A 25,585-nucleotide genomic window follows, 5' to 3' on the forward strand; every position below is an offset into this window, starting at 1 on the left:
GCACAAATCAACAGAGTTCTAAAATCATAAATTTACCTTTAACACAGCCTTTTATGAAGAACCGTATCAAAAAAATGAAGGAGGAGAATAAATTTGAAGAAGACAAATACAAAAAAAGTACTATCCACTGCTTTAGCATTGCCCCTGCTATTAACAGGTGTATCTGGTGTATCTGCTGTTGAGGTCCAGAAAAACAATGTTACTAGTGATCTAACAGGCATCCAATTAGAGTATCTCGACAGAGGTTTAATTGCCGCACCAACCTCTGAGGGAGTATTCCTAAGCTGGAGATTATTAGCGAATGAAGCGAAAGGTTATTCGGAAACAGGATTAACAGGTGTCAACTTCAATGTATATCGTGATGGTAAATTGATTGCAAGTGTTGAAGACAGCACCAACTTTGTAGATCAAGATGGCGACTCCGATTCCAGCTATTATGTTCGTTCTGTATTAGATGGAATAGAGTTGGATCAAAGTTCTTCTATTACTCCCTGGCAGCAATCATATGTTGACTTGCAGCTTAAGAAACCAGCAGATGGTGTGACCCCTGCAGGAGAGAGTTATACGTATTCTGCAAATGATATGAGTGTCGGCGATGTTGATGGAGACGGGGAATATGAGTATTTTGTTAAGTGGGATCCCTCTAACTCTAAGGATGTTTCACAGGTAGGATACACCGGTAACACCTATATTGATTGTTATAAATTTGATGGGACACTCTTATATCGGATAGACTTAGGCGTTAATATTCGTTCTGGTGCGCACTATACACAGTTCTTAGTTTATAACTTTGATGGTGATGGCAAATCCGAAATAATGTTCAAAACTGCACCTGGCACTAAAATTGTTAAGTTTGATAATAAAGGAAATGTCACCTCTGAAAAGTTTATTACAATGCCTCAAAAAGACATCGATGCTGGATATAGTAACGAAGATGATTATCGGATGAGCAGAGAAGACTATTATAATCATGTTGTTGACATGTTTTTGGGCTGGCATGAGCATGAAGAAGTGGTCAATGGAAATTGGCCAAGCACGCTTGAAGAAGCCTTTGGTATTGATAAACAATACAACTATCCATTATCAAAAGAAGATGCTGAGAGTTTAACAGATTATTTCATGGATACATTTGCACCAAGTCGAAGCGGACGAAATAATTTACGAGCATTTGAAGGCTTTATTTTAGAGGGTCCAGAATATTTAACGGTCTTCAATGGTGAAACAGGCGAAGACATGGATACGATCGATTACAAACCAAGCAGACATGATGATGGCCTAATGTGGGGCGACTATGCAATGTCTAGAATTGAACCAGGTAACCGTGTCGACCGGTTCCTTGCAAATGTCGCGTATCTTGATGGAGAAAAGCCATACGCCGTGTTTGCCCGCGGCTATTACACAAGAGCCAATCTCGTTACATATAGCTGGGATGGTAAAGAACTAAAAGAAAATTGGACTGTTGATAGCGGATGGACACCAATGAGTAATCCATTTAATGATGGTCCGCATGGCAGGGACGGGACTGATCCGGAATTTGGCATCCTAACAACACAAGGAGCACATTCCCTGAGTGCAGCTGATGTAGATGGAGATGGCAAACAAGAAATCGTATACGGAAGTGCGACCATTGATGATGATGGCTCCTTGTTATACAGTTCAATGGATATAATGCCTCCAGAAAGCGCATCACCTGGAACCACTGCCAGACTTGGCCATGGAGATGCGATGCATGTAACAGATATCGACCCAAGCAGACCTGGAATGGAAATCTTTATGGTACATGAAGGCGCTGCATGGGCACCTTATGGCTATTCATTACGTGATGCTAAAACAGGGGAAATTATTTATGGTGGCTATACTGGCAAGGATACAGGACGAGGAATGATTGGTGACATTGATCCAACACATCCTGGTTTAGAAACTTGGGCCGTTGGATTGTGGAGCGCCGATGGAAACAAAATTAGTAACTCATCACCTGGCACAAATATGAATATTAAATGGGCTGGTGATATGACCACTCAAATTGTGAATGGTTCAGGTGACGGTACCACCACCATTGATGATTGGAAAAAAGGAAGAGTTCTTACAGCTGAGGGCACAAGAACCAATAACGGCACAAAGGGCAACCCAAGTTTAGTTGCAGATATCTTTGGTGACTGGAGAGAAGAACTTCTAGTAAGGACCGAAGATAGTTCAGCGATTCGTATTTACTCAAGTACTCAGGTTACTAACCACAAATTATATACGTTAATGCATGATGCCCAATACCGAGCGGAAGTAGCTAGACAAAGTACAACCTATAATCAGCCTTCTTATACAAGCTTTTACTTTGGAAGTGATACCAATTGGGCGAATGTCCCTCTTCCAAATCTTTCTACACCAGGTTTGCTGTCAGTTTTGGAAGAAACAATGGCAGAATATAAAGCAAGTAAAGAATTGACTGGACCGTTAGCTTCTAAATTAGAAAATTCACTCAAACAGGCAGAACACCACTTGGAAAAAGGATTTAAAAAGCAAGCACTAAAATTTATGGAGAAATATGTATTAGAAATCAACAAAAAAAATAATGCGGCTTACATCTCTTCTAGTGCAAAACTGAACTTGACACATAAAGCTCAATTATTCATTGACATGTTGGAACAAAAATAAAGACGTAATAATAAAAACAACCACCCTGCCAATTGCTATAGGCGGAGATTTTCCGATTAGATGGATAATGGAGCTCGTTTCGGAGTATATAAGGGGAGATTTTCCGACTATGCAAAGCAAAATCTCCCTTTTTAACGATTTTCGAGCCAATAGGCGGAAACTCTCCGTCTAATTAAGCTAATTTCGTAGCTATTTACTAAATTAGAGGAATTTTTCCGCCTATTTATCAGCTTGGATGCTTATTCAAATGATAAATAAAGAAAAAGACGTATGCCAATTCATACGTCTTTTTGTGTCTTTTAATAAGAAAGCACCAGAAAACGGAACCCTTTATACTAGCACTTTTTTTAACTTTTCAGTTAGTGCAGGAATGACAGTCTTATAATCAGCTACGACTCCAATATTTGCCCTTTTATAGATTGGAGCCTCAACGTCTGTATTAATGGCAACAACAGTTTTTGCATTTGTAATACCTGCTAAATGCTGACTGGCACCTGAAATGCCTACTGCAATATAAAGGTCTGGAGCTACAACTGCACCAGTCTGCCCCACTTGAAGATTAGAAGGAACCCAGCCCGCATCACAGGCTGCTCGTGAAGCACCAACAGTACCTCCCAGTAAGTTTGCCAGTGTTTGAAGCATATTGAAGCCCTCAGCACCTTCGATACCTCGTCCACCAGAAACAATAATTGACGCATCTTCGAGCCGAATATCTGACAAAGCCGACTGAATCTTAACAACTAATTTCGTTACAATTATCTCTTCTGAAGGATAATAGTCTACTGGAATGATTTCACCTGTTGCTGTCTCGTCAAACTCCGCTAACTCCTGACTCTTTTGACGGATACCAACTACCACCTTAGAACGGGTAGTAGTGTATTCCCCGTATGCCTTGTCTCCATAGATTGGGCGAACCCATGTTAGTTTGTCGTTGCTGGTATGAAAATCAACTACTTCCGTAATAGCAGATGCGCAATTCCGTGTAGCTAATCTGCCTACTAAATCCTTACCCATCTTGTCGAAGGACAGGATAAGGATATCGGCTCCAGACTGTTGAAAAACTGGATGGATGCTGTTAACAAACAGTTCAACATCATATTCAGCTAGCAAAGGATTAGAAATGGTGTAAGCGATGCTTGCCCCACTGGCTATTGCTTCCTTAGCGCCAGCCTCAGCAAAAGGTCCAAGTGTGACAGATCGAACTTCGCCTCCAGTGGAACTAGCCAAGCGACTGCCAAATGCTATCGCTTCCTTGGCACCTGAACTCAAGCCATCCCCCTGTTGATTTGCAAATACAAGAATTCTCGACATAGTTGAATTCCCCCTATATAATCTTGAGAGCAAAAAGCCGGTCAGCTAATTCGCTAGCAAGTTCTGCGCCATCATTGCCAGGCAAGACCTCGCAAGCAACTTCCATATTCAGGACGTATGCCCGCTCTAGCTTAACACCTGGTTGACAACGCTCAGGATCAAGATTAAGATCGTCTGATTCTAATAGTACAATGGGTTTACTTCTCGCAAGTCTAATATCCTTGACCTTCGGAAGCCTTGGAACGTTTGTCTCAGAGCTTATGATGGTAAATACAGCAGGAGATGGAACACTGACAACAGCATATCCACCTTCAACTTCAACAGTAGCCTTTGCACTATTCTCTTCCACCTCAAGGTCTGAAACAAGTGTTACACAAGGAATTCCTAGTTCTTCAGCCATAACAGGTCCAACAAGACCTTCCTCGATATCACTTGCTTGGTACCCTGTCAGCACAAGTTGTGCTCCACCTAAGGACTTAATGGTTTGTGCTAGAATATGGCCAACAGCCTGTCCGTCTAGATTCTCCCATTCTTCATCCCACACCCTTACAGCTGCATTCGCAGTAAAGGCGAGTGCCCTGCGTAGTACCTCCTCCGATTCCTCATCACCTAGACAAAGTGCTGTTACAGTAGCTCCAGGAACCTTATCACGAAGTTGAACAGCTAGTTCAAGCGCATTCTCCGCAAATGAATCTAGTACAAAGTCAGTGTCACTATTCTCAGGACGATTCGTCTCGGGATCAATTTTAAAATATTTTGGTGTAATTTCCGGGTCTAGAACCTGTTTAAGACATACAACGATGTGCATCTCAATTTCACCTCTCTATTTGTTCACTTTTTCGTTTTAAACTCCTATCCCTTTAACGGATAGCCCTTTGTCGTCTTTAGGATTAGGAGAAGGTATGAATCCGTACATTTCCCTTAGTCTTTCCACTGCCTCAACAGGTGGCTTTGCATTGTAGAATCCACGACGGGTCATATAGACACCCGAATTTTTGCGCAAATCTACAAGTGACTCGCACATCTTGATTCCAGCCGCAAAGGAGTCAACCACTGGCACATCGCCAATTCTAGAAATTCCATGTGTCGCTAAAAAGACATTCATTGGACCCTCTCCTGGAATGATTACATCGGCTCCATCTGCGATAGCCAGCTCCGCTGCTTTTTTGAAGGATTCAATGATCGGCTCAGGGTCATTGAATCCGGCCATAATGTCTTCAAAGCCCACCTCAGTTTGAACGATTGGACCAAGTTTTCCTCCTAATCCGTACTTGTCAGCATTCTGACGGAGTTGATCTGCTAATGGAGCTAGGAAATTTACTACTCCTATACGGTCCCCAAGCATGGATGCCATATGGAAGGAGGCTTGACCATACCCCACTACAGGAATATCTACCAACGTACGTGCTTCCAAAAGCCCTACGTCCGGTATGGTTGCAATGAACATTGCATCGTACCCGGCTTTTTCAGCTGTAAGTGCAGCTCGTACGAACTGTTCCCGGTGGAGATTTTGTAGGTAGGAATGGGTTATAAAGATCCCAGGGTAGTGGGAAGGATACGTCTCTTCCGACATACCATGTAAAACCACCTCGACATCCTGGCGAGCAATCCTGCTTACATGTTTGATGATTGCATCCCGATAATGGGGAACCCGGTCAATAGTTGTAAGACTTTGATGCCAAATTTTCATACAGAAGACCTCCTTTTTACGGAATTGTATTGTATCGAATTATATCTGCGTTTCTCAAATTATATTTGCGTTACGACCAATCTATCATTCTCAAACAACTGCGTTCTCAGACAATGCCTCCCGAACAGCAACCCGTCCAAATACCGCTGCCTTCCCCAACGAACTTCCCGTCATGTATCCGGCCCCATGGAATCCGCCAGTTACTTCTCCCGCTGCATACAATCCCGGAATCGGCTCACCGAAAGAATTCACTACCTTGGCTTCAGCATTGACAGACACACCTGCATAGGTTGCCAGCATAGCGACCGTTGATTCGAATGCATAGAATGGGGCTTTTTCAATTGATGTTGGTTTTCCATAGTTATGTGTCAAAGAATTTCTGCCATAGTCTGGATCTTCTCCGTTAAGAACGCCTTGATTATATCTAGAAATGGTATCTTCCAATACTTCTATTGGAACATCAATGCAATCTGCCAATTCCTCCAAGGTACCAGCCTTGTATAGCAGTCGGCGTCTATTTAACAATTCAAAGTCATAGAGAGGATCATCAAATACACTCTTATCCATGACAGTCTGATCCCAAACCTGATAACTAATCTGCTCCGGCTGCTCGAAAGCTGCTTTACCTAATAATTTATAAGAAATAGACTCATTAACGAATCTCTTACCAAACTGATTAACCATAATTGCACCTTTGTAAAAAGCCAATCCCTGCGACTTAACCGGTCCTGCTGCACTTGGATGGAAACCGTACGTTCCATTTAAATACGGCAGATCCTGGACCCATGCACCATGTTCCCAAGCCATCCGAATTCCGTCACCCTGGTTCCCAGCACCACCAATCCTTAGTGCCCCCTTTAATTGCGGTGCAAAATGACCAAGCAGCTCTTCACTTTTAGCAAACCCTCCAGAGGCAATTAATACCCCTTTAGTCGCGAGCGCTTTTTTCTCTGCACCTTCGGCCTCGTATAATACCGTATCAATCCGACCTTCAGCATTCTTAAGTAGTCTTCGTGCTGGAGCATTAAAGCAAATTGTCACGTTTGGTAACTGCTTAACCCTTCGGTATAAGGACTGGATTGCTTGATGAGGATCAATAATATGCCCACGTGGAACACTATGACCACTTACCGCTTCCAACGATCTGAACTCGACACCGTGGTCAACCAGCCATTGATAGGTTTCTAACTGTTGTTCGCCATAAGCGTCTACTAGTGTTTTTTCATTTACTCCACCGCCAACTTCCACCATGTCAGCCAAAAGGGATTTAGTAGAATCGATTATTCCTGCCTTCTCCTGCATATCCGTACCTGCAAATGCCATATACCCTGAACTGAGGACCGTGCTGCCGCCAAGTTCATCCTGTTTTTCAAGGAGCAGGACATTAACGCCCTGCTCCCCAGCCTCCACGGCAGCACACATTCCTGCCAGTCCTCCGCCTAATATGATCAATTCATAGCAATCCATCTGCCATCACACCTCAGACTCAAAAGCTTTTAACACTACTAATGCTGCTTGGCATACCTGCATATCATGTGAATAATGCCCACCGCTCACTCCGATTCCACCTATGAGTTCGTTATTGATTTTGATTGGATATCCACCGCCAAAAATGACTAATCTAGGCGTATGAACAATACCATGTAAAAGTGGAGGATCGTCTTTTAATCTGTCATACCATTCATGTGTTGCACGATTGTAGGCTGCAGCAGAAAACGCTTTATTTTGAGCGATATCAAGACTTAGAACTGGAGCACCATCCATCGCATAAAATGCTTTTAAATTTCCAGGCTTATCGACAATGGCAATACTAAACGGAATTCCTAGTTCTTGTCCCTTAGCTAATGCAGCTTCGAGCATTTTATTTGCTAAAGCTAAGCTAATATTTTTTGATTCAATTGCTGTTGTAAAGTTTTCCATTTTCTTTCCCCTTTTCTATTAACATATTCGTTTATAAATTTACTGGTCTTCCATTCCCAAATGCCTCAATTACTGTCGCGGATACGGCTTTCATTTTTGGCAGACATAAATCAACAATTACAGTTGCCATGTCAATTGGATGCAGCCAATTATCTTTGTTCGCTTCTGGTGCAATATCTTCCATCATCTTTGTGTCAACTGGGCCTGGGCAGACCGCATTTACTCTAACATTGAACGGTTTTAACTCTTCACCTAATGCTTTAGAAAATCCAATTACCGCAAATTTCGAGGTAATATAGGCACTTCTGTCAGGACCGCCCTTTGTTCCCCAAATGGATGATAGATTGATAATGACACCATTCCTTTTCTCTTTCATTTGCGGTACTACTGCTTTCGCACATAAAAACACACCGCGGGTATTGATTTCTTGGACGAAGTCCCACTCTTCAACCGTCGTTTCATCGAATGGCTTTAGCAGCATGACACCAGCATTATTGATTAAAATATCAATCGTTCCGAGTTTTTCTACCGTTTCCTGAACTGCTTTATTAACATCTTCCTCAGAGCGTACATCACCAGAAAGTGCGATGGCTTCGCCAGCTAGCTCTTCTCTAATATAAGCTGCCACTTCCGAAGTTTCTGTTAGATTTCGAGAAAAAACAGCTACTTTTGCCCCCTGCTTTGCTAAAAGCAGGCAGGTTTCCCGGCCAATCCCTCTGCCGCCGCCAGTTACAAACGCAACTTTATTATTTAACTCCAACGATAATCACCCCTCCTTTACACACTAAGTTTTTTATCACTACTAACGTAAGAAGCTGCATGCTCACCAGCACGTTTACCAAACACGAGTCCGCGAAGCACGGATGTGCCGCCTGGATATTTGCCATAATAAAGACCAGCTGTTTCACCTGCAACGTACAATCCTGGAATTACATCATCATCCTGTGATAAAACCCGGCCATTCGTATCAGAAGCTAAGCCGCCATTAGTGAAAACATTGGAACAGACAATTGGGTAGGCAACATATGGCGCCTTATCGATTCTTATGGCCCAGTTTGATTTTGCCGGTGTAATCCCAACAGCCTGTTTTCCGTCCTTCTTATCCCAGTGGAATTCCCCTGGCTGTACAGCTGCATTGAAGTCTTCTACCGTTGCCGTCAACTGATCTACATGCACCCCAATTTTCATTGCTAATTCCTCTAATGTATCTGCCTCAATCGCCGGTTTGTCCGTTTCTATTGCTCTCTCATAATTCGGAATATCATACATTTTTTGGTCACTGATCATATAGGCGATATGGTCAGGGAGATCGTAGAAGATTTTGCGGGCTACCGCTTCATATTGCTCATCTACAGTGGAAATTCCTTCATCAACAAAACGGTTGCCATTTTTGTCAACCAAAATCGCGTAAGGGTAGGTCATAACGGCTGCTTCTTCCCGCTTACTTCTAGGGTCAACTGGTTCGGCATGAAAGGCATCGAACTGACCCGCTCCCTTCGCCCCTATTGCCATCGCCATCCGAATACCTTCCCCTTTGTTGTAAAGGCCACCTTCAGCAACGGTTCGAATTTTATGTGCATCCCTGCCAACATACTGTGCCATCATCTCTTGATTTCCCTGGAATCCGCCGGCAGCAAGAACAACGGCGCCTACTTTCAGCTGAAGAGAATTTCCTCCCTTAACCCGAACCATAAGTCCATTTATCGCACCTTCATCATCAAGTAGTAATTTCCATGCAGTTGCCTCATAAATAATCTCAACACCTAATCCGCCAGCACGGCGTGATAATGTGTCAATGATTGCCCGGCCGCCGCCGACTGGAAGCAGCCGCGGTCTTGAAGCAGTTAAAAACATCGTTGGCAGGTAATCGAATTCTACCCCTTTTTCCTCGACCCACCTTAGTGTACTGCCGGCGTTATCTGCGAGCGTTTCTATGTACTCCCTATCGGAGAAATGATCTGAGAACGCCATCATATCTTCAACAAAGTTGTCTGCTATTTCATCAATATTTTTCATACGCATATAAGACGCTGTCCACCTTGAATTTCCGCCTCGATGATCGTAATCTGTACGTTCTAAGATTGCAATTCGTAAATTCCTTCCTTCTTTCTTGGCACTTTCCGCAGCAGACAAAGCTGCTGCTGTTCCAGCCACACCGCAGCCAATTACTACAATGTCATAATCCAATTCTCTCTCCATTTTTTGGTCCTCCTTATATATTTAAATACTTCTTTTCCCACTCTTTGATTTGACCCAGTTTGAAAAGAGACTGTCTTTCTTCCCAGGTACAAATTAAAGGTAATAGATTTTCCTGAGAGCCTTCTTCTTTAAGAATTCTTAAGGATTCAGTAATCCCTTTAATGGCGGAGCGAAGTGCTGTATTTGCACACAGCATGATTTTAAAACCGATTTCTTCTGCTTCTTTTAAGGAAATTAGCGGAGTTTTGCCGCCCTCTACTAAATTAATAACCTGCGGGATTCCTTTTAGTGAACTTGTAATTTGCCGTAATTGCTCAACTGTATTTGGTGCTTCTACAAAAATAATATCGGCGCCCGCTTCGTAATAGGCAAAAGCCCTATCTATCGCGTCTTCCACACCATTGACAGCAATTGCATCAGTGCGTGCCATTATCGCGAGATTTTCATCTTTCCTGGCATCTAAGGCCGCCTTGATTTTCCCTACCATTTCTTCCTTAGAAATGACTTCTTTTCCGTTAAAATGACCGCATTTCTTTGGTGATACCTGATCCTCCATCTGAATGGCTGCGACACCTGCGCGTTCAAACTCTTTTACAGTCCGAATGACATTGATCGCATTACCGAACCCAGTGTCTCCATCTACTACTATCGGAATATTTGTAACGTCGGCCATTCTTGCAACAATATCAACCACTTCCTTTAGAGAAGTAAGTCCCACGTCAGCCCAGCCAAGCTGCGCATTGGATATACCAGCTCCCGTTGCGTAAATCGCCTTAAAGCCAATTTCTTCTATTAATTTTGCAGACATCGCATCATAGGCACCAGGAAGGATAAAGGAACCTGGTTCATGAAGCAGCTTTTGAAAATCTTTACATTTATTCATAGAGTTAATCCTCCAACTTTTAAAATAGGACGAGAAGAGGGAGCCTCCTCGGAGATACGCTGATGCCAAACAATCGATAGCCTCCCAAATATATATAGCGGCAGTTCTGAAACAGGTTTGAGAGATTTTTCTTCCACAATCACTTCTGTAGGCATAGATAAATTTCCCATATTAATGGTTACCGCATACTTTCCGGGGGCAGGAAGTGTATAGAATGGATTCAGTTTGAAGGTTTGACCATCCCACATTCCTTCTACTTCATACAAACAGCCAAGAAAATCTGGCAGTTCTTCTACATTGCCTGCAACTAATCTTTCACGTATGCTGGTAGAGCTGATTTTCTCGCCACGGCATGCTACTTTTTCCACCTTTGTCAAATCAATGATTCCCCCGGAATCATTCTTCAAACGCTCTAAATTTCCGATTCCCCTAGAGCCATAAGTAAAATCAAAACCAGCAACTGCATGGATAACCCCTAGATTGACCAGATAATCTTTAACATATTGTTCAGGTGATAGAGCGGCAAATTCCCTAGTGAATTCAACAATATAAAACGTATCGACACCAAGCCCCCGAAGAATTTTCTCCTTAACAGAAAGGGGGATTAAATAGTCAATTTGTTTTTCCCCATTAGATAGGACAGACTTTGGATGTGGAAAGAAACTCATAACTGCGAGCGATACACCCTTATCTTTCGCTATCCGTAAAGCTGTTTTAATTACTTCTCGATGTCCGTAATGGAGTCCATCAAAAAAACCAAGGGCCATTACACATGCGTTTGCCTTTCCCTGCCAATCTGCTAAATTATCACGGTTTATATAGATCGTTTCCATACAGTCTCCTTTCTTCTTGATTAAGATTTTTTTTGGTAGATTAGCAGCACTCTAATACCTTAGTGCATTCGATTCTAAACCGGATAGAACGCGACCATAATTTTCTTTGGTGATTAAAGGTGAAAGCGTTCTGTGTGAATATAGCGTCCAAAAATCACGGAAAATCCTTTGCAGCGGATGACCTTCATATACATAACCAGAACCGCTTGCTAGAATTAAAATATCGAGTGCTTCTTTACTTACTTGATTGGCATAACCGATATCTGCTAGAGCCTTCACTCGTGCTGGCTTATCCATGAAATTACCGCTGGCAGCCCAAGCATCTAATTCATCGGCCACACGGTAGTAATGCATGGAAGCGGTATCAATTTTCAACGCAGCTTCGGCAAGTAAAGAATGGAGAGTAGGTGAATCAACTAAATTTTCTACACCAATATGGGCAGCCTTTCGATTTGGAAGCGTTACTTGGAAAAATTCTAATGCTGCCTTGGCCAATCCTAATCCTGGCAATGCAAGAGATAAAGCTAGAGCTGGAAAAAGTGCTGTATTATATAAAGGTATATCCCTGAGATGATCTGATTTAAATTGTCCATTCAATACATCTGCAAATGAAACAACTCGATGATCTGGAATAAAGACGTTCGTCATTTTTACGCTGTTACTTCCTGTACCCTTCAACCCCATAACATGCCAGTCATCCATAATCTCTAATTCTTCGAAAGGAAGTGTCATTAAGGCTTGATCTACGAGGTTTCCTTCATCATCCCTGATAGCCATTCCGAAGTATCCCCAAGTCGCATGAAGTGATCCTGAGCAGAACATCCAGAAACCTTCTTCGATTAAATATCCACCTTCAACTTTTCTGGCAATACATTTTCTAGGTTCATAGACTCCTGCGAAAAGAACATTATCCTCATTCTCTCCATATATTTCTTGATGCGTTTTTTCCGTAAATGATTCCGCCACCATCAGTTCTCGAATAGCACAAAGTGATAGAATCCAGCCTGTTGAAGCACAGCCGCGGGAAATTTCAACAATAACATCAGAATAGGTTCTCATACTCGTTTGATAGCCGCCATAAATTTGTGGACGAAGTAACTTGAAAAGACCAGCTTCTTTTAATTCATTTATGGTTGCTTCAGGAATTCGGCGAATTTCTTCCGTTTCTTTAGCTCTTTCCTTCAGCTTTGGAACAAGTGCTTTGGCCTTATCTACAAGGTAAGCATCACTATAGGCTACTTTGTTCATTATAAAATCCCCTTTTCAATTTTATTTCGCTTATTCGTTTAAGATCTTAGTTAAATTTTAGAAAATTACAAAACTTTTTTAAAGGGTAAAAACCTTTCAATTTTCAAATGTTTTTAGATAACTATTATTAGTTTTTTGGTGATAAATCAGTAGTTGTGGCCCAAAAACCAGAAAAAGTAAGGAATCTTTTATGAATTCAATAGTTCCTTTGTTTTGATAAATTTCGCTGCTTTTTCCCCTGCAATTTTCCCAAATACAGATCCAGCCATCAGTCCTGCACCACCTGGGTAGTTAAAATAAAACAAACCTCCTACTAATTCTCCAGCAGCATATAGTCCTGGAATAGAGTTGGATAATACATCTTGAACTTCTGTCTTTGGGTTAATTTTTAATCCGCCAAAAGTAAAGGTAATGCCGCAGGTAACCGCATAGGCTTCAAACGGGCCGTCCTCCAATGTGTTTGCCCAATTTGATTTACGTACCGGTAATCCTTCTGTACGTCTGCCGTCTTTGATATTTGGATTAAACGGAATATCTTTCCGAATCGACGCATTGTACTCTTTGACCGTTTGTAAGAACCCTTCAGGATTAACGCCCTCGAGTTTTTCAGCTAATTCCTCTAGTGTAGCGGCTTTTACTTTGGTCACTTGCCTGCCCTTGTATTCTTCTCGTAATAGTCGAGCTGTTTTTTGGTCAAAAATCTGCCAGGCAAATTGTCCTGGCTGTTCAAGAATTAACCTGCCATATTTTGCATACGTGTAATTCCGGAAATCAGCTCCCTCATCCACAAAGCGCTTTCCTTCTGCGTTTACCATGATTCCAAAAGGATAGCTAAGTTTTTGAAAGCCTTCCGTAAAATCCGGAAGATACCTGTCTCCTCCGACCGAATGACAGCCCGACCAGTTACCGCTGGCAAGAGCGCCAATGTTTAATGCCATTTGAATACCTTCTCCGGTGTTAAAACGGCTCCCTCTAGCATGAGCCAAATCCCATTTAGGTCCTAAGTATCGCGTCCGCATTTCAGGATTTGCGTGAAAGCCTCCAGAGGCCAAGATCACTGCTTTAGCATGTACCTTTGTTGTTTTGCCATTGTGCTTAAAAATCACTCCATGTACACCCTGGTCATCATGGATTAGCTCAGTCGCCATGGCATTGAATAGGGTTTGCACACCTAAAGAAGATGCTTCTTTGTGCAGGGTTTCCACTAATCCCGGTCCACCGCCTACGGATTCAACAATCATTCCGCCCCAGAACTTAAATTTACCGTCAACCTTAAAGGCTTGACGACCATATATAGGCACCCAGCGTACCTTATGGGAGGTGAGCCATTTCATCGTTTCAAAACTTTTCCCTGTAAGAATCGAGGCCAATTCCGGGTCGGTCCGATAATTTGTAACACGACACATATCTACATAAAATTCTTCCTCGGAATAGACTCCAAAATCTGATGTCTCGATATCTTCTGGAGAAAAATCTGGCATAATCTCCTTTAAATCTTCGACACCATTATAAGCAAACCGAATGGAACCATGAGTATAGGTGCTGTTTCCTCCTTTTTCAGCTTCTGGTGATTTTTCAAGCACCAAAACACTCGCGCCATTTTCCCTTGCGGATATCGCTGCGGACATAGCAGCATTTCCCGCACCAACTACAACAATATCTGTTTCATAAATTCTGTTATCACTCACTACAATCTGCCTCTCTTTCCTAAGGTGGACACTTCCACCTAAAAATCTCTTTTAAAAAAGCTGACTCAATTACTTTTGAGTCAGCTTTCTAAATCCAGCCCCAGCGCCCAGCGACTAGTGTACTTCGCTAAACGGGCACTTGCGCCCTTTGTATTTAAGCCTCAATTGTTGGTTTGTTCATTTCCTTGTCCATAACGGAATCGCCCCAATAGGTGTTTGCAATGGAATGATCCTCTTCTGTCCACTCAACAGGCTCCCAATCCGGTTCTAAAATTAAATAGGAATTACTAAACAATTCAACACGGCAGCCACTGCCTGGATCAATTACATATAAGTATAAAGCTTGAGAAACCCCGTGTTTACCAGGGCCGATGAACTTAATGCCCTCTTCGCTTAATATATCAGCTGCCCGCAGGACATCCTGTGCGTTATCCAGCCAATAGGAAATGTGGTGAAGCTGGTTTGGCGTTTTTGCCTGTGGTCTTGTGATAACAGCTATGTCATGAACGAGAGGTGTTACACTCATCCAGCCGGCTAAGGTTGTTTCATTGTTATACCTCACATATTCACGCAGCTTAAAACCTAATTGATTGCCCAAGTAATTAAGGATTTCTTGTACATCCATGGAAGTAGCAATATTTACATGGTCAAATCTTCTAGGTGAGCAGCCACGTGCCCAAGCCTTGTATGTTTGATTTTTCAAGACTGAACGTCTTTTTTCATCTGCTTTCGGTTTTTCTACATCATAATAAATTTCAAAGGAATGCTGACTTGGCAGTTTAAAACGAATCGCTCTACCTTGACCAGTCTCTTCTCCTGCTTCAATCCATTTTACTTCTGTTCCGGCTTTTTCAAGCAGCTGAGCAAAACCTTCTACATCTTCTGGTCGTTTTGTTCTCCAGCCAATATGATCAACATATCCTCTATCCCCTGCTGTTAATGATAGTGAGTGGTGTTCAAAATCACCCCATGCACGTAAATAATACGTTCCGTTTACTTCCTCCGTTACTTCTAAACCGATTACATCACGGAAAAACCAAAGTGATTTTTCAAGATCCGGTGTAACGAGTGCGACATGCCCTAACTTAGCAATTTCAGGTAAAGACATTCTACATTCCTCCTTTTTTTCATTAAATGATATCTGCAAAATAATTTTGAATGAGTTGATTAAAGCTTTCTTGCTTTTCGATTTGAGTCCAGTGACCGCATTTACCGTATACATGGAGTTGTGAATTCGGCAGATGTGAGAGCAAGTAATAGCTAGACTCTACCGAGCAAACCATATCATCACGACCATGAACGAGCAGGACAGGATGCTCAATTCTTCTTAGTGCTGTTACAGGAACAGGCACCGCAGCAGTTGAGAAAATAGAATCATTGGAAATACGGACATCTGGTTTCATGGCTGTTTCATATCGATAATCAGTAATCGCATCAATGATTGGTGCCATTTCCTCCGCATCATATACAAACCAGCTCATAATTTGCCGCAATTTCTTTGGTGATGGATTGTCATAAAAACCTTTCGCACGAGCTAATTCTGGGCTTAATTTGGTATTTGGTGTTCCTCCCGGTCCCATCAAAACCACTCGGTCAAAACGTTCCGGATGTTCTAATAGAAGCTCAAGTGCAATGGAACATCCCAACGAATTCCCCACTAAATGGGCCTTTTGAACACCCAATTCATCTAGAAGCTCCATGAGTTGATTTACCCATAAATCCATCCATCCTTGCCTATTCTTTGGCAATGTCTCAGGATGGCTGCTGTTTCCAAACCCTAAAAGATCTGGTGCAAGACAGTCATATGTCTCAGAGCATGCATTTAAGGCATAGCGCCAGTTTGCAAACGATGTAACACCTGGTCCGGAACCATGTAAAAATAAAATCACTTCTGAATTGCCTTCACCAGTACGATTTAAATAGGTTTCAAAGTTAGTAGTTTTAATTGATTTTTGATTAATGTTTGTCAATTTTCCATTCTCCTCCTTGCACATATAAAAGTTTTTTAAGAAAGTCCCCTGTTTGAAATCCCTTACATTTTTAAATTAAACTTTTAAACTTAGAAAAGTTTATCTATACTGAAATTTTAGAAAATTTAATCGTTTATTTCTAGAATAAAAAGTATTTGATTATTAGTCATTTTTTAGTAGTTTTTTGTTGGATTGTTGACAGATTAACTAAAAATTTCAGCTAATGGGGGGGAATTTCCATAAAAAAAGCCCAAATTGGGCTCAAATAATTATGGAGATTCGATTAAATACGCCGTTCAAATCAATTCGGGATCTCTACCGCTCCTGTATCGACTAGGTCTTTCTGTTCTTTCTTTACTAATCTTAAGGTAAATAAAGTAATCAGACTGACCAGTAAGCATCCAGCAATGATAAACATCGCCTGTTTAAAATTGAATATACCCATTAACATTGGGCCCATGAAACCGCCAAGTGAAGAAAGTGTACTCACTAATGCAATCCCAGCTGGTGCGGTTGATTCAGAAAAGAAAAAGGTGATATAGGCATAGAAAGTTCCGGATATACCATAAAGTCCTGCTGAAGTAATTGATAGCATTAATACCATCAGCGGCACGCTTGAAACGAATGCACATCCTATGAACCCAATCATAGCAATTGAAACACATGCACCTAAATGCAATTTATGCATGCCCGTTCTATCTGCATTCCACCCTGTAAAAAGTATGGATGGAATCGCGATAATTGAAGGAATCATAGCCAGCCAGCCAATTTGCATATTGGTTGTTTCAGAAGATGAAAGTGATTTAATGATCGTAGGCATCCAATACGAGAGAGCATTCACCGCAACAAAACCAGCAATATTAAATAAAGCTAATTTCCAAACTTTCGATTCCTTTAACATACCAAGATGTGATGATTTATTTAATTTTGCACTTAGTTTTCTTTCTTTAACAAGTTCATCTTCAAGCCATGTTTTTTCCTTTTCTGTTAACCATTTGGCGTTAACAGGACGGTCAGTCAAGTAAAACAAAACCACAATACCTAATAGAACTGCAGGTATGCCCTCTAAAATAAACATCCACCGCCAGCCTGCTAATCCTCCCCAAGTCACAGTATCCATGATCCAGGTAGAAAGAGGCGCACCGATTAATGCACTTAATGGCAAGGCAACAAAAAAGAGAGCAGTTGCCTTACCTCTTTCACGGGCTCTAAACCAATACGTTAAGTAAAGAATAATCCCTGGGACAAACCCTGCTTCTGCAGCACCCAATAAAAAGCGCAAAATATATAAGTGGGTCGCAGATTGGATAAACCCAGTTAATACGACTACAATACCCCAAGTGATCATAATACGGGCAACCCAAAGCCGCGCACCAACTTTGTGTAAAATCAGGTTGCTCGGGACTTCAAAGATGAAATAACTGATAAAGAATAAACCAGACAATAAGCCAAACGCTTCAGCCGTTAATGCTAAATCTGCATTCATCTCCAAAGCTGCATATCCCAAATTAACGCGATCCAAGAAAGCAACGACATAGAGAATTAAAATAAACGGCAGTATTCTTCTCATTGTTTTCTTTACAGTACTTCTTTCAACGGTATTAATAGATGTAACTTGATTCAAATAGATCCCTCCCAGATTCTTGTATCAAAAAGAAAACCCTTACATTTGTAAATATTAGAAAATTACAACTATATAAACTAGAGTAAAACTCATTGAATTTTCTACTATTTTCAACTAGTTTATATTGGTTTTTTGATACTTCCTCTGAAAAAAAGAGCAATCAAACATGGATGCTCTACCAACTTAACTCTCTATTCTTATATCTCTAGCTCCCCTAAAGCTAAGAGTGAATCTAAAATCAATAATAACTGATAGCTTTGTGATGAATCTCGTAAATCTTTATTGATTAGACTTTCTATCTTGTTAATCCGATACATAAGACCACTCATCGATAAAGACAAATCATCCATCGTTTGCTGAAGTTTTCCACCATTTGATAAAAAAACATAAAGTGTTTTCATTAATTCCTTTTGTTTGCTCTCACCCAATTTATAAAGGGGTCCTAACTCTTGTTTGGCAATTTTCTTAATCCCGCTAACATTTTTCGAATTAATCAAGATACCAACAATCCCTAAATCTTTAAAATGAATAATTTTCTTCTCCGTAGACATTCTAAGGCTGATAAGTGATTCATCCAAATACTCCAAAATATTTTCAATTTCCTCAGAATTGTCACTAACTCCAATTTTAAATTTGTAAGAGGAATGAGTTGTTTCAATATGTTTTAAGATTTTTTCCATATTTGGTAAAATGTTTGACAACTCAGGTATCAGCATAATGATTTTACCTTCATATTGACCGATGAGTGCTTTATATCCCTGAATGTCAAGGTACTTAGCAATTGATTCTAAGATTTGATCATAGTGCTCATTACTATCTTTTGCAGTTTTACCATACTCTTTATAGTCAATGGCTGCAATATAAAATGGAGTTTCAAGGTCCACCCCCATATAACGGCCACGATTGATGATTTCCTCTCTAGAAGAATACTGTCCCTTTAAAATTTGTTCCAAAAAATATCCTTTCATTTTTTCAAGCGCTTCAAAGCTCGTCTTTTCATTTAAAAGGTATAAAGAAGCTGCATTTGCTACCCGCTCAATAAACATAATATTATTCTCAGAGCTTTTCTCTGTATCTTTTAAATATAGAAACGTACAATACCCAATTACTTTTTTTTGTACAATGATCGGAGTTATAAGTCGTTCTTGGTTTTCTGTTTTTAATCTTGTTGTCTCTTTAAATAGAGGCAGTATTTTGTTATTTTTTCTACTTTTTCGTATTAAACTCTCTTTCAGTTCTTTACTTAAACTGCTATACTCGTCCTCTTCCATTCCTGAGTAAACAATTTTTTGAAAACTTAAATCCTCGATTGATATGGGTATTTTTAATAGCCCAAATGCAGAATCGGCAATATCCTGCAAATTGCTTCCATTAGAAATACTTTCCGTTAATTTCTTATGAAATTTAGACACCTTATCGATATAATTGCGTTGCTCTAACAATTGCTCGTACGTATACTCTAATTCTTCAATTATATTACTTTCATTATAGTATTTTAGCTCTTCCTGAATCTCTATTCCCCAATCTTCCTGGAGCTTCATTTCGAAACAGCATTCAGAGTCCCCTTTGGCTATACAACTAATTTCCTTTACAATCGCACTCTTTTTACAAATTGTAGACATATAGCCACTTGCATACCCTGTTAAAGTATGGCAGACAGGCGTATCCGATTTTCCGTGATGTTTAAGATGCTCATATGCTTCAAATGAATGGATCCACTTTCCTTTTGCTCTGATTGTTTTTATATTTTCTGAATCAACTAATTCAATAAATCTTTCAGACTGGACATCTCCAATATGTCCTGAACTTAAATGGAGAACCGAGGCTTGATTAATAAGATATTCTATAGAGGTACTCGTTACCATTGCTTCTTCAGCATCACTGACACCCAAGTTCCAACCATAACGAAGCAAAAACCCCTTGGCTCTCTTTGACCCTAAGTTCTCTATTATTCCCTTACGTAATAGTCCAAAGGCTCCAGCTGTGGTTAGAATTTTTTTATTTCCATCTTCTATGTAGTTTGGTTCCAGTAGATTGTCAAGGTTCCCCTTCATAAACTCGCCTTCTCCCTCTTTGGATTAAGTATTAAACAGGATTGATTCCAAATAATGGCTAAAGTTTAAAATAAAGACTCCTTACATTTTACATACAAGGAGTCTTAATCTTATATAGCGTGTTATTATTTCTTGAAGGTAGCAGTTACAGCCCCTATTTGTTCAAATTCAGCTGTGAAGGTATCGCCATCTTCAATTGGTATTGCTTTTGAAAGCGCTCCTGAAAGAATTACTTCACCAGCATAAAGAGAAATTCCGTAGCTTCCGAGTGCATTGGCTAACCAGGCAACGGCTTCGGCCGGGTGTCCCATCACTGCTGATCCAAATGCTGAGTCCAAAAATTCACCATTTCTAGATACTGTCATAGCAACCTTTGCCAAATCTAAATCATCTAGTTTAGCGTTTGTACTTCCAATAATTGCACCAGCGGATGAACCATTGTCTGCAACTGTATCCTCAAATTTGATTTGCCAATCTTTTATTCGGCTGTCAATAATTTCAAGGGCAGGTACAACATGGTCCGTAGCGTCAATCACATCGTTCATCGTCACACCCGGACCTGTTAAATCCCTTTTCAGAACAAACGCAATCTCAAATTCAATCCTCGGCTGAATAAATTTATTAAGACTAATCGTGTCACCATCTCCATACATCATGTCATTTAGGAGATGCCCATAATCTGGTTCGTTAACATTAAGCATTTCCTGCATTGCTTTACTTGTTAGCCCAATCTTTTTCCCAACTATTGCAGCACCGTTTTCTACCTTTCGGCGAATTTGGTAAAGCTGGATTTTATAAGCATCATCAACAGAAATTTCTTCTGTTGATGAAGTGAATGGGGCAATCGGTTTTTTCTCATTTTCCGCTTCCATTAAAGCAGTTGCTGCTTTTTGAATATCCATTACAGCTGTCCCCTTTTCAATTAAAGTGTTAATTATACCGTAACTGCTTTTTCTTCTACTAAAGCTCGGTACTTTCCACTGTAAAATACAAGCGGTTCAGCATCTTCTAAATGGATATCTGTCACTCTTCCAATGAATAGCGTGTGATCGCCTTCAAGATGTTCTGCAGATACCTCACAGGCAATTTGTGCAACTGCTCCCTTTATGACAGGCTTTCCATCAAGACGGTCAAACTCCACTTCGCGGTGTTCCTTCAACTGGCCTGCAAAAATCATCGAAAGTTCCTGTTGGTCAGCAGCTAAAATATTGACTGAAAAGGTTTTGCTTTGTTTAATTTTCTCAAGTATCCTTGCTTTTTCTCCAATAGAGATTACAACCAGTTTCGGATCAAGTGACACGGACATGAAAGCATTCGCTGTCATCCCATGCACATCTCCTTCCAAATCTGTAGCAATGACAGTTACTCCTGTTGCAAATTTTCCCATCGCGGTTCGAAATTGACGATCATCCATTTTACTAACCTCTCTTCTATAAAATTAATCTACTATATTCTTAAGCTTCAATAGTCGGATTGTTTTCTGGCACCGTGTCTGTTTGATCGCCCCAGAAGGTAAAGCCTACATCCATCTCATCTAAAGTCCACACAATCGGCTCCCAGTCTGGTTCAAAAATCAAATAGCCATTGGTGAACAATTCCAACCGAACTCCACTTCCTGGGTCCACAACATAGATATACATTGCTTGAGATATACCATGCTTACCTGGACCTTTAAACTTTAGACCATGTTCTGTTAAGATATCTGCTGCACGAAGAAGGTCTTGGGCATTGTCCAGCCAGTAAGACAGATGGTGAATTTGATGTGTTGAAGGTGAGAATGGATCATGACTTACCGCAATATCATGTACCAGTGGTGTTACGCTTAGCCATGCACCAATTAACGACTCATCCGGAGCTTGAACGCATTCTCTCATTTTAAAGCCTAACTTTTCCATTAAATAATCTGAAATAACATTAGCTTTTAATGAAGATAGGATATTGACATGGTCAATTCTTCGAGGTGATACGCCTCGCTCCCATGATCTATACGTTTGATTTTTTAATACTGAACGTTTGGATGGCTCAGCTAAGGTTTTTTCCATGTCATAGTAAATTTCAAACCGGTGCTCACTTGGCAATTTAAAGCGAATCGCTCTACCTTGCCCTGCTTCCACTCCAGCCTCCACCCAGCTTACTTCTGTGCCTGCTTCTTGAAGTAAATGAGCAAATTGCTCCACATCTTCGGGACGTTTTGTTCTCCATGCGATATGATCAACATACGACTTTTCGCCCGCTGTTATGGATAATGTGTGATGTTCGAAGTCACCCCATGCACGTAAATAATGTGTGCCATTCACTTCTTCTGTTTCTTCTAATCCAATCAATTCCTTAAAGAACCAAAGTGATTTTTCAAGGTCTGACGAAACTAAAGCTACGTGTCCTAACTTTGCGATTTCTGGTAAACTCATGTTATTTTCCTCCTAATTGTTTTTTATTTGAATCTTCAGAGTACGGAAAGCCTTTTCATTTTAGATTAGACAAAATAGGTATTCGGTTCTTGGCCACAAAGGACTCTTCCATATGTTTCGATTAAACTTGATGGTGTAATGAAACCATGTAAGTGCATGGCGAAAAAGTCACGGTAGACTAATTGTAAAGGATTATTATGGTAGGTAAACATGGAACCGGCTCCAGCAACTAGAAGATCAATCGCTTCCTTGCATAATTGATTTACATAGCCGAAATCTGCCTTCACTTTTACAATTTCAGCAGTATCCATTACTTCTCCGCGTTCAGCATAGCTATCAATTTTATCCACAGCACGGTATAAAAACATTTCAGCAGTATCAATTTTCAATTGTGCTTGGGCAACCTGGTGATGTGTGATTGGTGCTTCATTTTGTTTATGATAAAAGGTGTTTCCAATTCCAGCTTTCGGAAGTCTCTCCATATAGAGATCCATCGCAGCCTGTGCAAGCCCTAATGCCGGCCCTACAATCGATAAAGTAAGTGATGGAACAAAGGAAGATTTGTATAAAGCAACATCCTTAAGCGGATCAATTAAGTAATGACCTTTACTCGCTAGACGATCCAATGATACCCTGTGTTCAGGTACAAATACATTTTGAATTCTACAGCTATTGCTGCCGGAACCCTTTAGGCCCATAACATGCCAGTCATCAAGGATCTCAAGTTCTTCACGAGGAATAACCATAATGGCCATTTCCATTCCGCCATTTTCATCTGCTAATGGGAATCCAAAGTAGCACCAGTCAGCATGAGGGCTTCCGGAAACAAATGGCCATTGAGCGTCTTCAATGTAATAGCCGCCCTCTACTTTTTTGATATCACGTTTAATAGGTTTAAAATTTCCTGCAAGGACTACATCTTTGCCAGAATTATAGATTTCATTCAGTGCTTTTTCTCCAAAGGTGTAAGAAATCATATAATCTCGAATATTACTTAGACATACGAACCAACCGGCTGAACCATTCCCGCGGGATATTTCCGTAACGACCTCCGTGAACGCTCTCATATTTGTTTGATAGCCGCCAAACATATATGGTCTAAGTACTTTCAAAAGACCCTGATTTTTCAATTCGTCAACAATAACATCAGGGATTCTGCTATTCTTATCAATGTCATCACTATACTCTCTAAGTTTAGGAATAAGAGCCCTCGCTCTTTCTACCAATACATTTTTGGTTTCCAACACACTTTGTTCCATATGAATACCTCCCGCAAAATAGTGGATATTGCCTCGCTTGCACTTTTTAGTTAAACATATGCTGCGTTGAATCTACATTCTGGTATTTTCCGCTTACCGCTTCGGCGACGCGAAGCAGATGTTTTTCCATCAGCTTTTTTGCTAATTTAGAGTCTTTCTCTTTCAAACTATAGTAGATCATCCAGTGTTCAGCTTGAGATTGTTTTCTTCGATCTTTTGAAAACAAAACAACTGGGTTGCCAACATAATTCAAGTAATCCCAAAGCTGCTTGGCAAGACTAAGTGCATACGTTAACTTTGAGGCTTCATAAATAGTTCGGTGAAACTCAATATTGAGGGCAGAATACTCATCCTCGGATATCCCTGGATTGTCCATCTTCGCCAATGTCTCTTTCATATATGTAAGTTCTTCTTCGTTGAGCTTAAATGCAGCACGTTCTGTCATTAAGGCATCCAGATTTGCACAAACCAATAACCGTTCTAAAACGTCACTTTGCTCTGGTCTTTTAACATAAACCCCTACTTGAGGAATAATAGAAAGAAATCCCTCTTGTTCAAGCTTCGCTAATGCCTTATGAACGGGAGTTCTGCTTATGTTCAGATGTGCAGTAATTTCATTAACATTAATAGCAGATTCAGGTTCCCATGTACCATCAATAATTTGCATTTTAATATATCGATATGCCTGATCTATTTTCATTTTTCAATACACCCTTTATCCTCTTTTTGTTTATGTTCCCTTAATAATAAGGTAAGGGATTCAACGGTATATTTAAATAGATAAATACTATCAATATATTAATTCTTATAATTCACCGTTGAAAAAATCTAATGTAAGTTTAAGAAATCTCTCTTTTTGCTCAACCTGCGCCCAATGTCCACAACGTTTAAAGATATGGAGCTGTGCATTCGGTAAATAATCCATTACATAAAGACTGCTTTGAAGCGGTACAAATCTATCTTGATGTCCATGTATAAGTAAAATTTCATGATTCATTTCTTTAAGTGCTGAAGGTGGGACCAGCATATCTGACAAATGGGACTTTGAGAAATTTTCCTCATAGGATTTGCGAACATCCGGTCTTAAAAACAGCTCTAATCGCTCAGATACAATTTTCTCAAGTTTATCCTCAAGAATACTTTTATCATATAAGAACCAGCTCAATAAGTTTTTAAAGGCAACTGGATCCGGATCTTTGTGGAAGTTTGCTAATTTAGCCAACTCAGGAGTAGGTTCTGATAATCCTCCGCCTGCTCCCATTAAAACGACACGGTCAAACCGTTCTGGAGCATACATTAAAAGGTGAAGAGCGATAACACCTCCAAGAGAGTTTCCAACTAAATGGGCTTTATCAATCTCTAAAGCATCCATTAGCTCAATTACCTGCTTAACCCTGATATTCATCCACTCTGCCCCATTTTTTGGGTAATTCTCAGGATGATCGGTATTTCCAAATCCATAGATATCAGGTGCCACTACATGGAATTCCCCTTTAAAATGAGGTAATATTTCCTTCCAATTTGACTTGGCACTTACCCCTGGGCCACTGCCGTGAAGAAAAATAATGGTCTCAGATGACTTCTTATCTCCACCCTCATTAATAAAAGTTTGATAGTTTCCGGTTGGAATTTTTCTAGTATTAACATCCGACATACTTCATAACCTCACTTTCTTAAAATACTTTAAGGCAGTAGTGCTTCCCTTTACTAAAATTTCAGTTACGTGTTTTATACCATGATTGTAGTGTAAACTCCATATCAAAAGCGCTTTCATTAACTAACTATAATTTTACCTCCACTTTTATTCCTTGTCAATTAATTCTAAATATTTTATTAATTCAAAATCAAA

22 protein-coding genes are annotated in these 25,585 nt (G+C 40.4%); 1 reads left to right on the top strand and 21 read right to left on the bottom strand.

All coding sequences use genetic code 11. From position 1 onward, the window contains the following. Positions 1 to 93: 93 nt before the first annotated feature. Positions 94 to 2,649: a rhamnogalacturonan lyase gene (locus tag CHI06_RS14600; protein WP_179292625.1), complete on the top strand. Its 2,556-nt coding sequence runs from the start codon at positions 94 to 96 to the stop codon at positions 2,647 to 2,649. Between the two features lie 330 nt (positions 2,650 to 2,979). Here the strand turns inward: CHI06_RS14600 and CHI06_RS14605 are convergent, their stop codons facing one another. From CHI06_RS14605 to CHI06_RS14705, 21 genes are all read right to left on the bottom strand, one after another. Continuing rightward, positions 2,980 to 3,960: an electron transfer flavoprotein subunit alpha/FixB family protein gene (locus tag CHI06_RS14605; protein WP_095249285.1), complete on the bottom strand. Its 981-nt coding sequence runs from the start codon at positions 3,958 to 3,960 to the stop codon at positions 2,980 to 2,982. Between the two features lie 13 nt (positions 3,961 to 3,973). Then, positions 3,974 to 4,768, bottom strand: coding sequence for an electron transfer flavoprotein subunit beta/FixA family protein (locus tag CHI06_RS14610; RefSeq protein WP_095249286.1), 795 nt, complete (start codon positions 4,766 to 4,768; stop codon positions 3,974 to 3,976). A 36-nt stretch (positions 4,769 to 4,804) separates the two neighbouring features. After that, a complete protein-coding gene (locus CHI06_RS14615) occupies positions 4,805 to 5,650 on the bottom strand; it encodes an aspartate/glutamate racemase family protein (RefSeq protein WP_095249287.1) in 846 nt (281 codons plus the stop codon). A gap of 90 nt (positions 5,651 to 5,740) precedes the next feature. Further along, positions 5,741 to 7,117: an FAD-dependent oxidoreductase gene (locus tag CHI06_RS14620; RefSeq protein WP_095249288.1), complete on the bottom strand. Its 1,377-nt coding sequence runs from the start codon at positions 7,115 to 7,117 to the stop codon at positions 5,741 to 5,743. A gap of 6 nt (positions 7,118 to 7,123) precedes the next feature. Continuing rightward, the gene (locus CHI06_RS14625) at positions 7,124 to 7,570 is read right to left on the bottom strand and encodes a GlcG/HbpS family heme-binding protein (protein ID WP_095249289.1); all 447 of its coding nucleotides are present in this window, start codon (positions 7,568 to 7,570) and stop codon (positions 7,124 to 7,126) included. Positions 7,571 to 7,601: 31 nt separating this feature from the next. Then, positions 7,602 to 8,330, bottom strand: a complete 729-nt coding sequence (locus CHI06_RS14630; RefSeq protein ID WP_095249290.1) for an SDR family NAD(P)-dependent oxidoreductase — start codon at positions 8,328 to 8,330, stop codon at positions 7,602 to 7,604. 17 nt (positions 8,331 to 8,347) lie between these two features. Next, the gene (locus CHI06_RS14635; RefSeq protein WP_095249291.1) at positions 8,348 to 9,769 is read right to left on the bottom strand and encodes an FAD-binding protein; all 1,422 of its coding nucleotides are present in this window, start codon (positions 9,767 to 9,769) and stop codon (positions 8,348 to 8,350) included. A gap of 13 nt (positions 9,770 to 9,782) precedes the next feature. After that, positions 9,783 to 10,652 (bottom strand): isocitrate lyase/PEP mutase family protein, encoded by an 870-nt coding sequence (locus CHI06_RS14640; protein WP_095249292.1) that lies wholly within the window; start codon positions 10,650 to 10,652, stop codon positions 9,783 to 9,785. After that, entirely contained in the window at positions 10,649 to 11,485 is an 837-nt protein-coding gene (locus CHI06_RS14645; protein WP_095249293.1) for an FAD synthetase family protein, read from the bottom strand. The genes CHI06_RS14640 and CHI06_RS14645 overlap by 4 nt, the downstream gene beginning before the upstream one ends. Before the next feature lie 51 nt (positions 11,486 to 11,536). Continuing rightward, positions 11,537 to 12,733 (bottom strand): acyl-CoA dehydrogenase family protein, encoded by a 1,197-nt coding sequence (locus CHI06_RS14650; protein WP_095249294.1) that lies wholly within the window; start codon positions 12,731 to 12,733, stop codon positions 11,537 to 11,539. Between the two features lie 188 nt (positions 12,734 to 12,921). Beyond that, positions 12,922 to 14,421 (bottom strand): FAD-dependent tricarballylate dehydrogenase TcuA, encoded by a 1,500-nt coding sequence (gene tcuA / locus CHI06_RS14655; protein ID WP_095249296.1) that lies wholly within the window; start codon positions 14,419 to 14,421, stop codon positions 12,922 to 12,924. A gap of 154 nt (positions 14,422 to 14,575) precedes the next feature. Further along, positions 14,576 to 15,529: a VOC family protein gene (locus CHI06_RS14660; protein WP_095249298.1), complete on the bottom strand. Its 954-nt coding sequence runs from the start codon at positions 15,527 to 15,529 to the stop codon at positions 14,576 to 14,578. A 22-nt stretch (positions 15,530 to 15,551) separates the two neighbouring features. Beyond that, positions 15,552 to 16,391, bottom strand: a complete 840-nt coding sequence (locus CHI06_RS14665; RefSeq protein WP_257009309.1) for an alpha/beta fold hydrolase — start codon at positions 16,389 to 16,391, stop codon at positions 15,552 to 15,554. 301 nt (positions 16,392 to 16,692) lie between these two features. Continuing rightward, on the bottom strand, positions 16,693 to 18,015 hold the full coding sequence (locus tag CHI06_RS14670) for an MFS transporter (protein ID WP_095249301.1): 1,323 nt from the start codon (positions 18,013 to 18,015) through the stop codon (positions 16,693 to 16,695). A gap of 197 nt (positions 18,016 to 18,212) precedes the next feature. Then, positions 18,213 to 20,069 (bottom strand): V4R domain-containing protein, encoded by a 1,857-nt coding sequence (locus CHI06_RS14675; protein WP_095249303.1) that lies wholly within the window; start codon positions 20,067 to 20,069, stop codon positions 18,213 to 18,215. 125 nt (positions 20,070 to 20,194) lie between these two features. Next, on the bottom strand, positions 20,195 to 20,971 hold the full coding sequence (locus CHI06_RS14680; protein ID WP_095249305.1) for a 2-keto-4-pentenoate hydratase: 777 nt from the start codon (positions 20,969 to 20,971) through the stop codon (positions 20,195 to 20,197). 32 nt (positions 20,972 to 21,003) lie between these two features. Further along, positions 21,004 to 21,483 (bottom strand): flavin reductase family protein, encoded by a 480-nt coding sequence (locus tag CHI06_RS14685; protein ID WP_095249307.1) that lies wholly within the window; start codon positions 21,481 to 21,483, stop codon positions 21,004 to 21,006. 40 nt (positions 21,484 to 21,523) lie between these two features. Continuing rightward, a complete protein-coding gene (locus CHI06_RS14690) occupies positions 21,524 to 22,477 on the bottom strand; it encodes a VOC family protein (RefSeq protein ID WP_095249309.1) in 954 nt (317 codons plus the stop codon). Between the two features lie 65 nt (positions 22,478 to 22,542). After that, the gene (locus CHI06_RS14695) at positions 22,543 to 23,736 is read right to left on the bottom strand and encodes an acyl-CoA dehydrogenase family protein (RefSeq protein ID WP_095249311.1); all 1,194 of its coding nucleotides are present in this window, start codon (positions 23,734 to 23,736) and stop codon (positions 22,543 to 22,545) included. Between the two features lie 46 nt (positions 23,737 to 23,782). Next, positions 23,783 to 24,436: a GntR family transcriptional regulator gene (locus CHI06_RS14700; RefSeq protein WP_095249313.1), complete on the bottom strand. Its 654-nt coding sequence runs from the start codon at positions 24,434 to 24,436 to the stop codon at positions 23,783 to 23,785. 105 nt (positions 24,437 to 24,541) lie between these two features. Further along, a complete protein-coding gene (locus CHI06_RS14705) occupies positions 24,542 to 25,390 on the bottom strand; it encodes an alpha/beta fold hydrolase (protein ID WP_095249314.1) in 849 nt (282 codons plus the stop codon). Positions 25,391 to 25,585: the final 195 nt, after the last annotated feature.

The sequence above is a fragment of the Bacillus sp. 7884-1 genome, from assembly GCF_002272245.1.
In the GTDB taxonomy this organism is placed as follows: domain Bacteria; phylum Bacillota; class Bacilli; order Bacillales; family Cytobacillaceae; genus Neobacillus.

What these genes read in the sequence shown, in the direction of transcription:
- CHI06_RS14605 (WP_095249285.1), bottom strand. Translation starts at nt 3,960, where the DNA reads ATGTCGAGAATTCTTGTATTTGCAAATCAACAGGGGGATGGCTTGAGT.
- CHI06_RS14610 (WP_095249286.1), bottom strand. Translation starts at nt 4,768, where the DNA reads ATGCACATCGTTGTATGTCTTAAACAGGTTCTAGACCCGGAAATTACA.
- CHI06_RS14615 (WP_095249287.1), bottom strand. Translation starts at nt 5,650, where the DNA reads ATGAAAATTTGGCATCAAAGTCTTACAACTATTGACCGGGTTCCCCAT.
- CHI06_RS14620 (WP_095249288.1), bottom strand. Translation starts at nt 7,117, where the DNA reads ATGGATTGCTATGAATTGATCATATTAGGCGGAGGACTGGCAGGAATG.
- CHI06_RS14625 (WP_095249289.1), bottom strand. Translation starts at nt 7,570, where the DNA reads ATGGAAAACTTTACAACAGCAATTGAATCAAAAAATATTAGCTTAGCT.
- CHI06_RS14635 (WP_095249291.1), bottom strand. Translation starts at nt 9,769, where the DNA reads ATGGAGAGAGAATTGGATTATGACATTGTAGTAATTGGCTGCGGTGTG.
- CHI06_RS14640 (WP_095249292.1), bottom strand. Translation starts at nt 10,652, where the DNA reads ATGAATAAATGTAAAGATTTTCAAAAGCTGCTTCATGAACCAGGTTCC.
- CHI06_RS14645 (WP_095249293.1), bottom strand. Translation starts at nt 11,485, where the DNA reads ATGGAAACGATCTATATAAACCGTGATAATTTAGCAGATTGGCAGGGA.
- CHI06_RS14650 (WP_095249294.1), bottom strand. Translation starts at nt 12,733, where the DNA reads ATGAACAAAGTAGCCTATAGTGATGCTTACCTTGTAGATAAGGCCAAA.
- CHI06_RS14660 (WP_095249298.1), bottom strand. Translation starts at nt 15,529, where the DNA reads ATGTCTTTACCTGAAATTGCTAAGTTAGGGCATGTCGCACTCGTTACA.
- CHI06_RS14675 (WP_095249303.1), bottom strand. Translation starts at nt 20,069, where the DNA reads ATGAAGGGGAACCTTGACAATCTACTGGAACCAAACTACATAGAAGAT.
- CHI06_RS14680 (WP_095249305.1), bottom strand. Translation starts at nt 20,971, where the DNA reads ATGGATATTCAAAAAGCAGCAACTGCTTTAATGGAAGCGGAAAATGAG.
- CHI06_RS14685 (WP_095249307.1), bottom strand. Translation starts at nt 21,483, where the DNA reads ATGGATGATCGTCAATTTCGAACCGCGATGGGAAAATTTGCAACAGGA.
- CHI06_RS14690 (WP_095249309.1), bottom strand. Translation starts at nt 22,477, where the DNA reads ATGAGTTTACCAGAAATCGCAAAGTTAGGACACGTAGCTTTAGTTTCG.
- CHI06_RS14695 (WP_095249311.1), bottom strand. Translation starts at nt 23,736, where the DNA reads ATGGAACAAAGTGTGTTGGAAACCAAAAATGTATTGGTAGAAAGAGCG.
- CHI06_RS14700 (WP_095249313.1), bottom strand. Translation starts at nt 24,436, where the DNA reads ATGAAAATAGATCAGGCATATCGATATATTAAAATGCAAATTATTGAT.
- CHI06_RS14705 (WP_095249314.1), bottom strand. Translation starts at nt 25,390, where the DNA reads ATGTCGGATGTTAATACTAGAAAAATTCCAACCGGAAACTATCAAACT.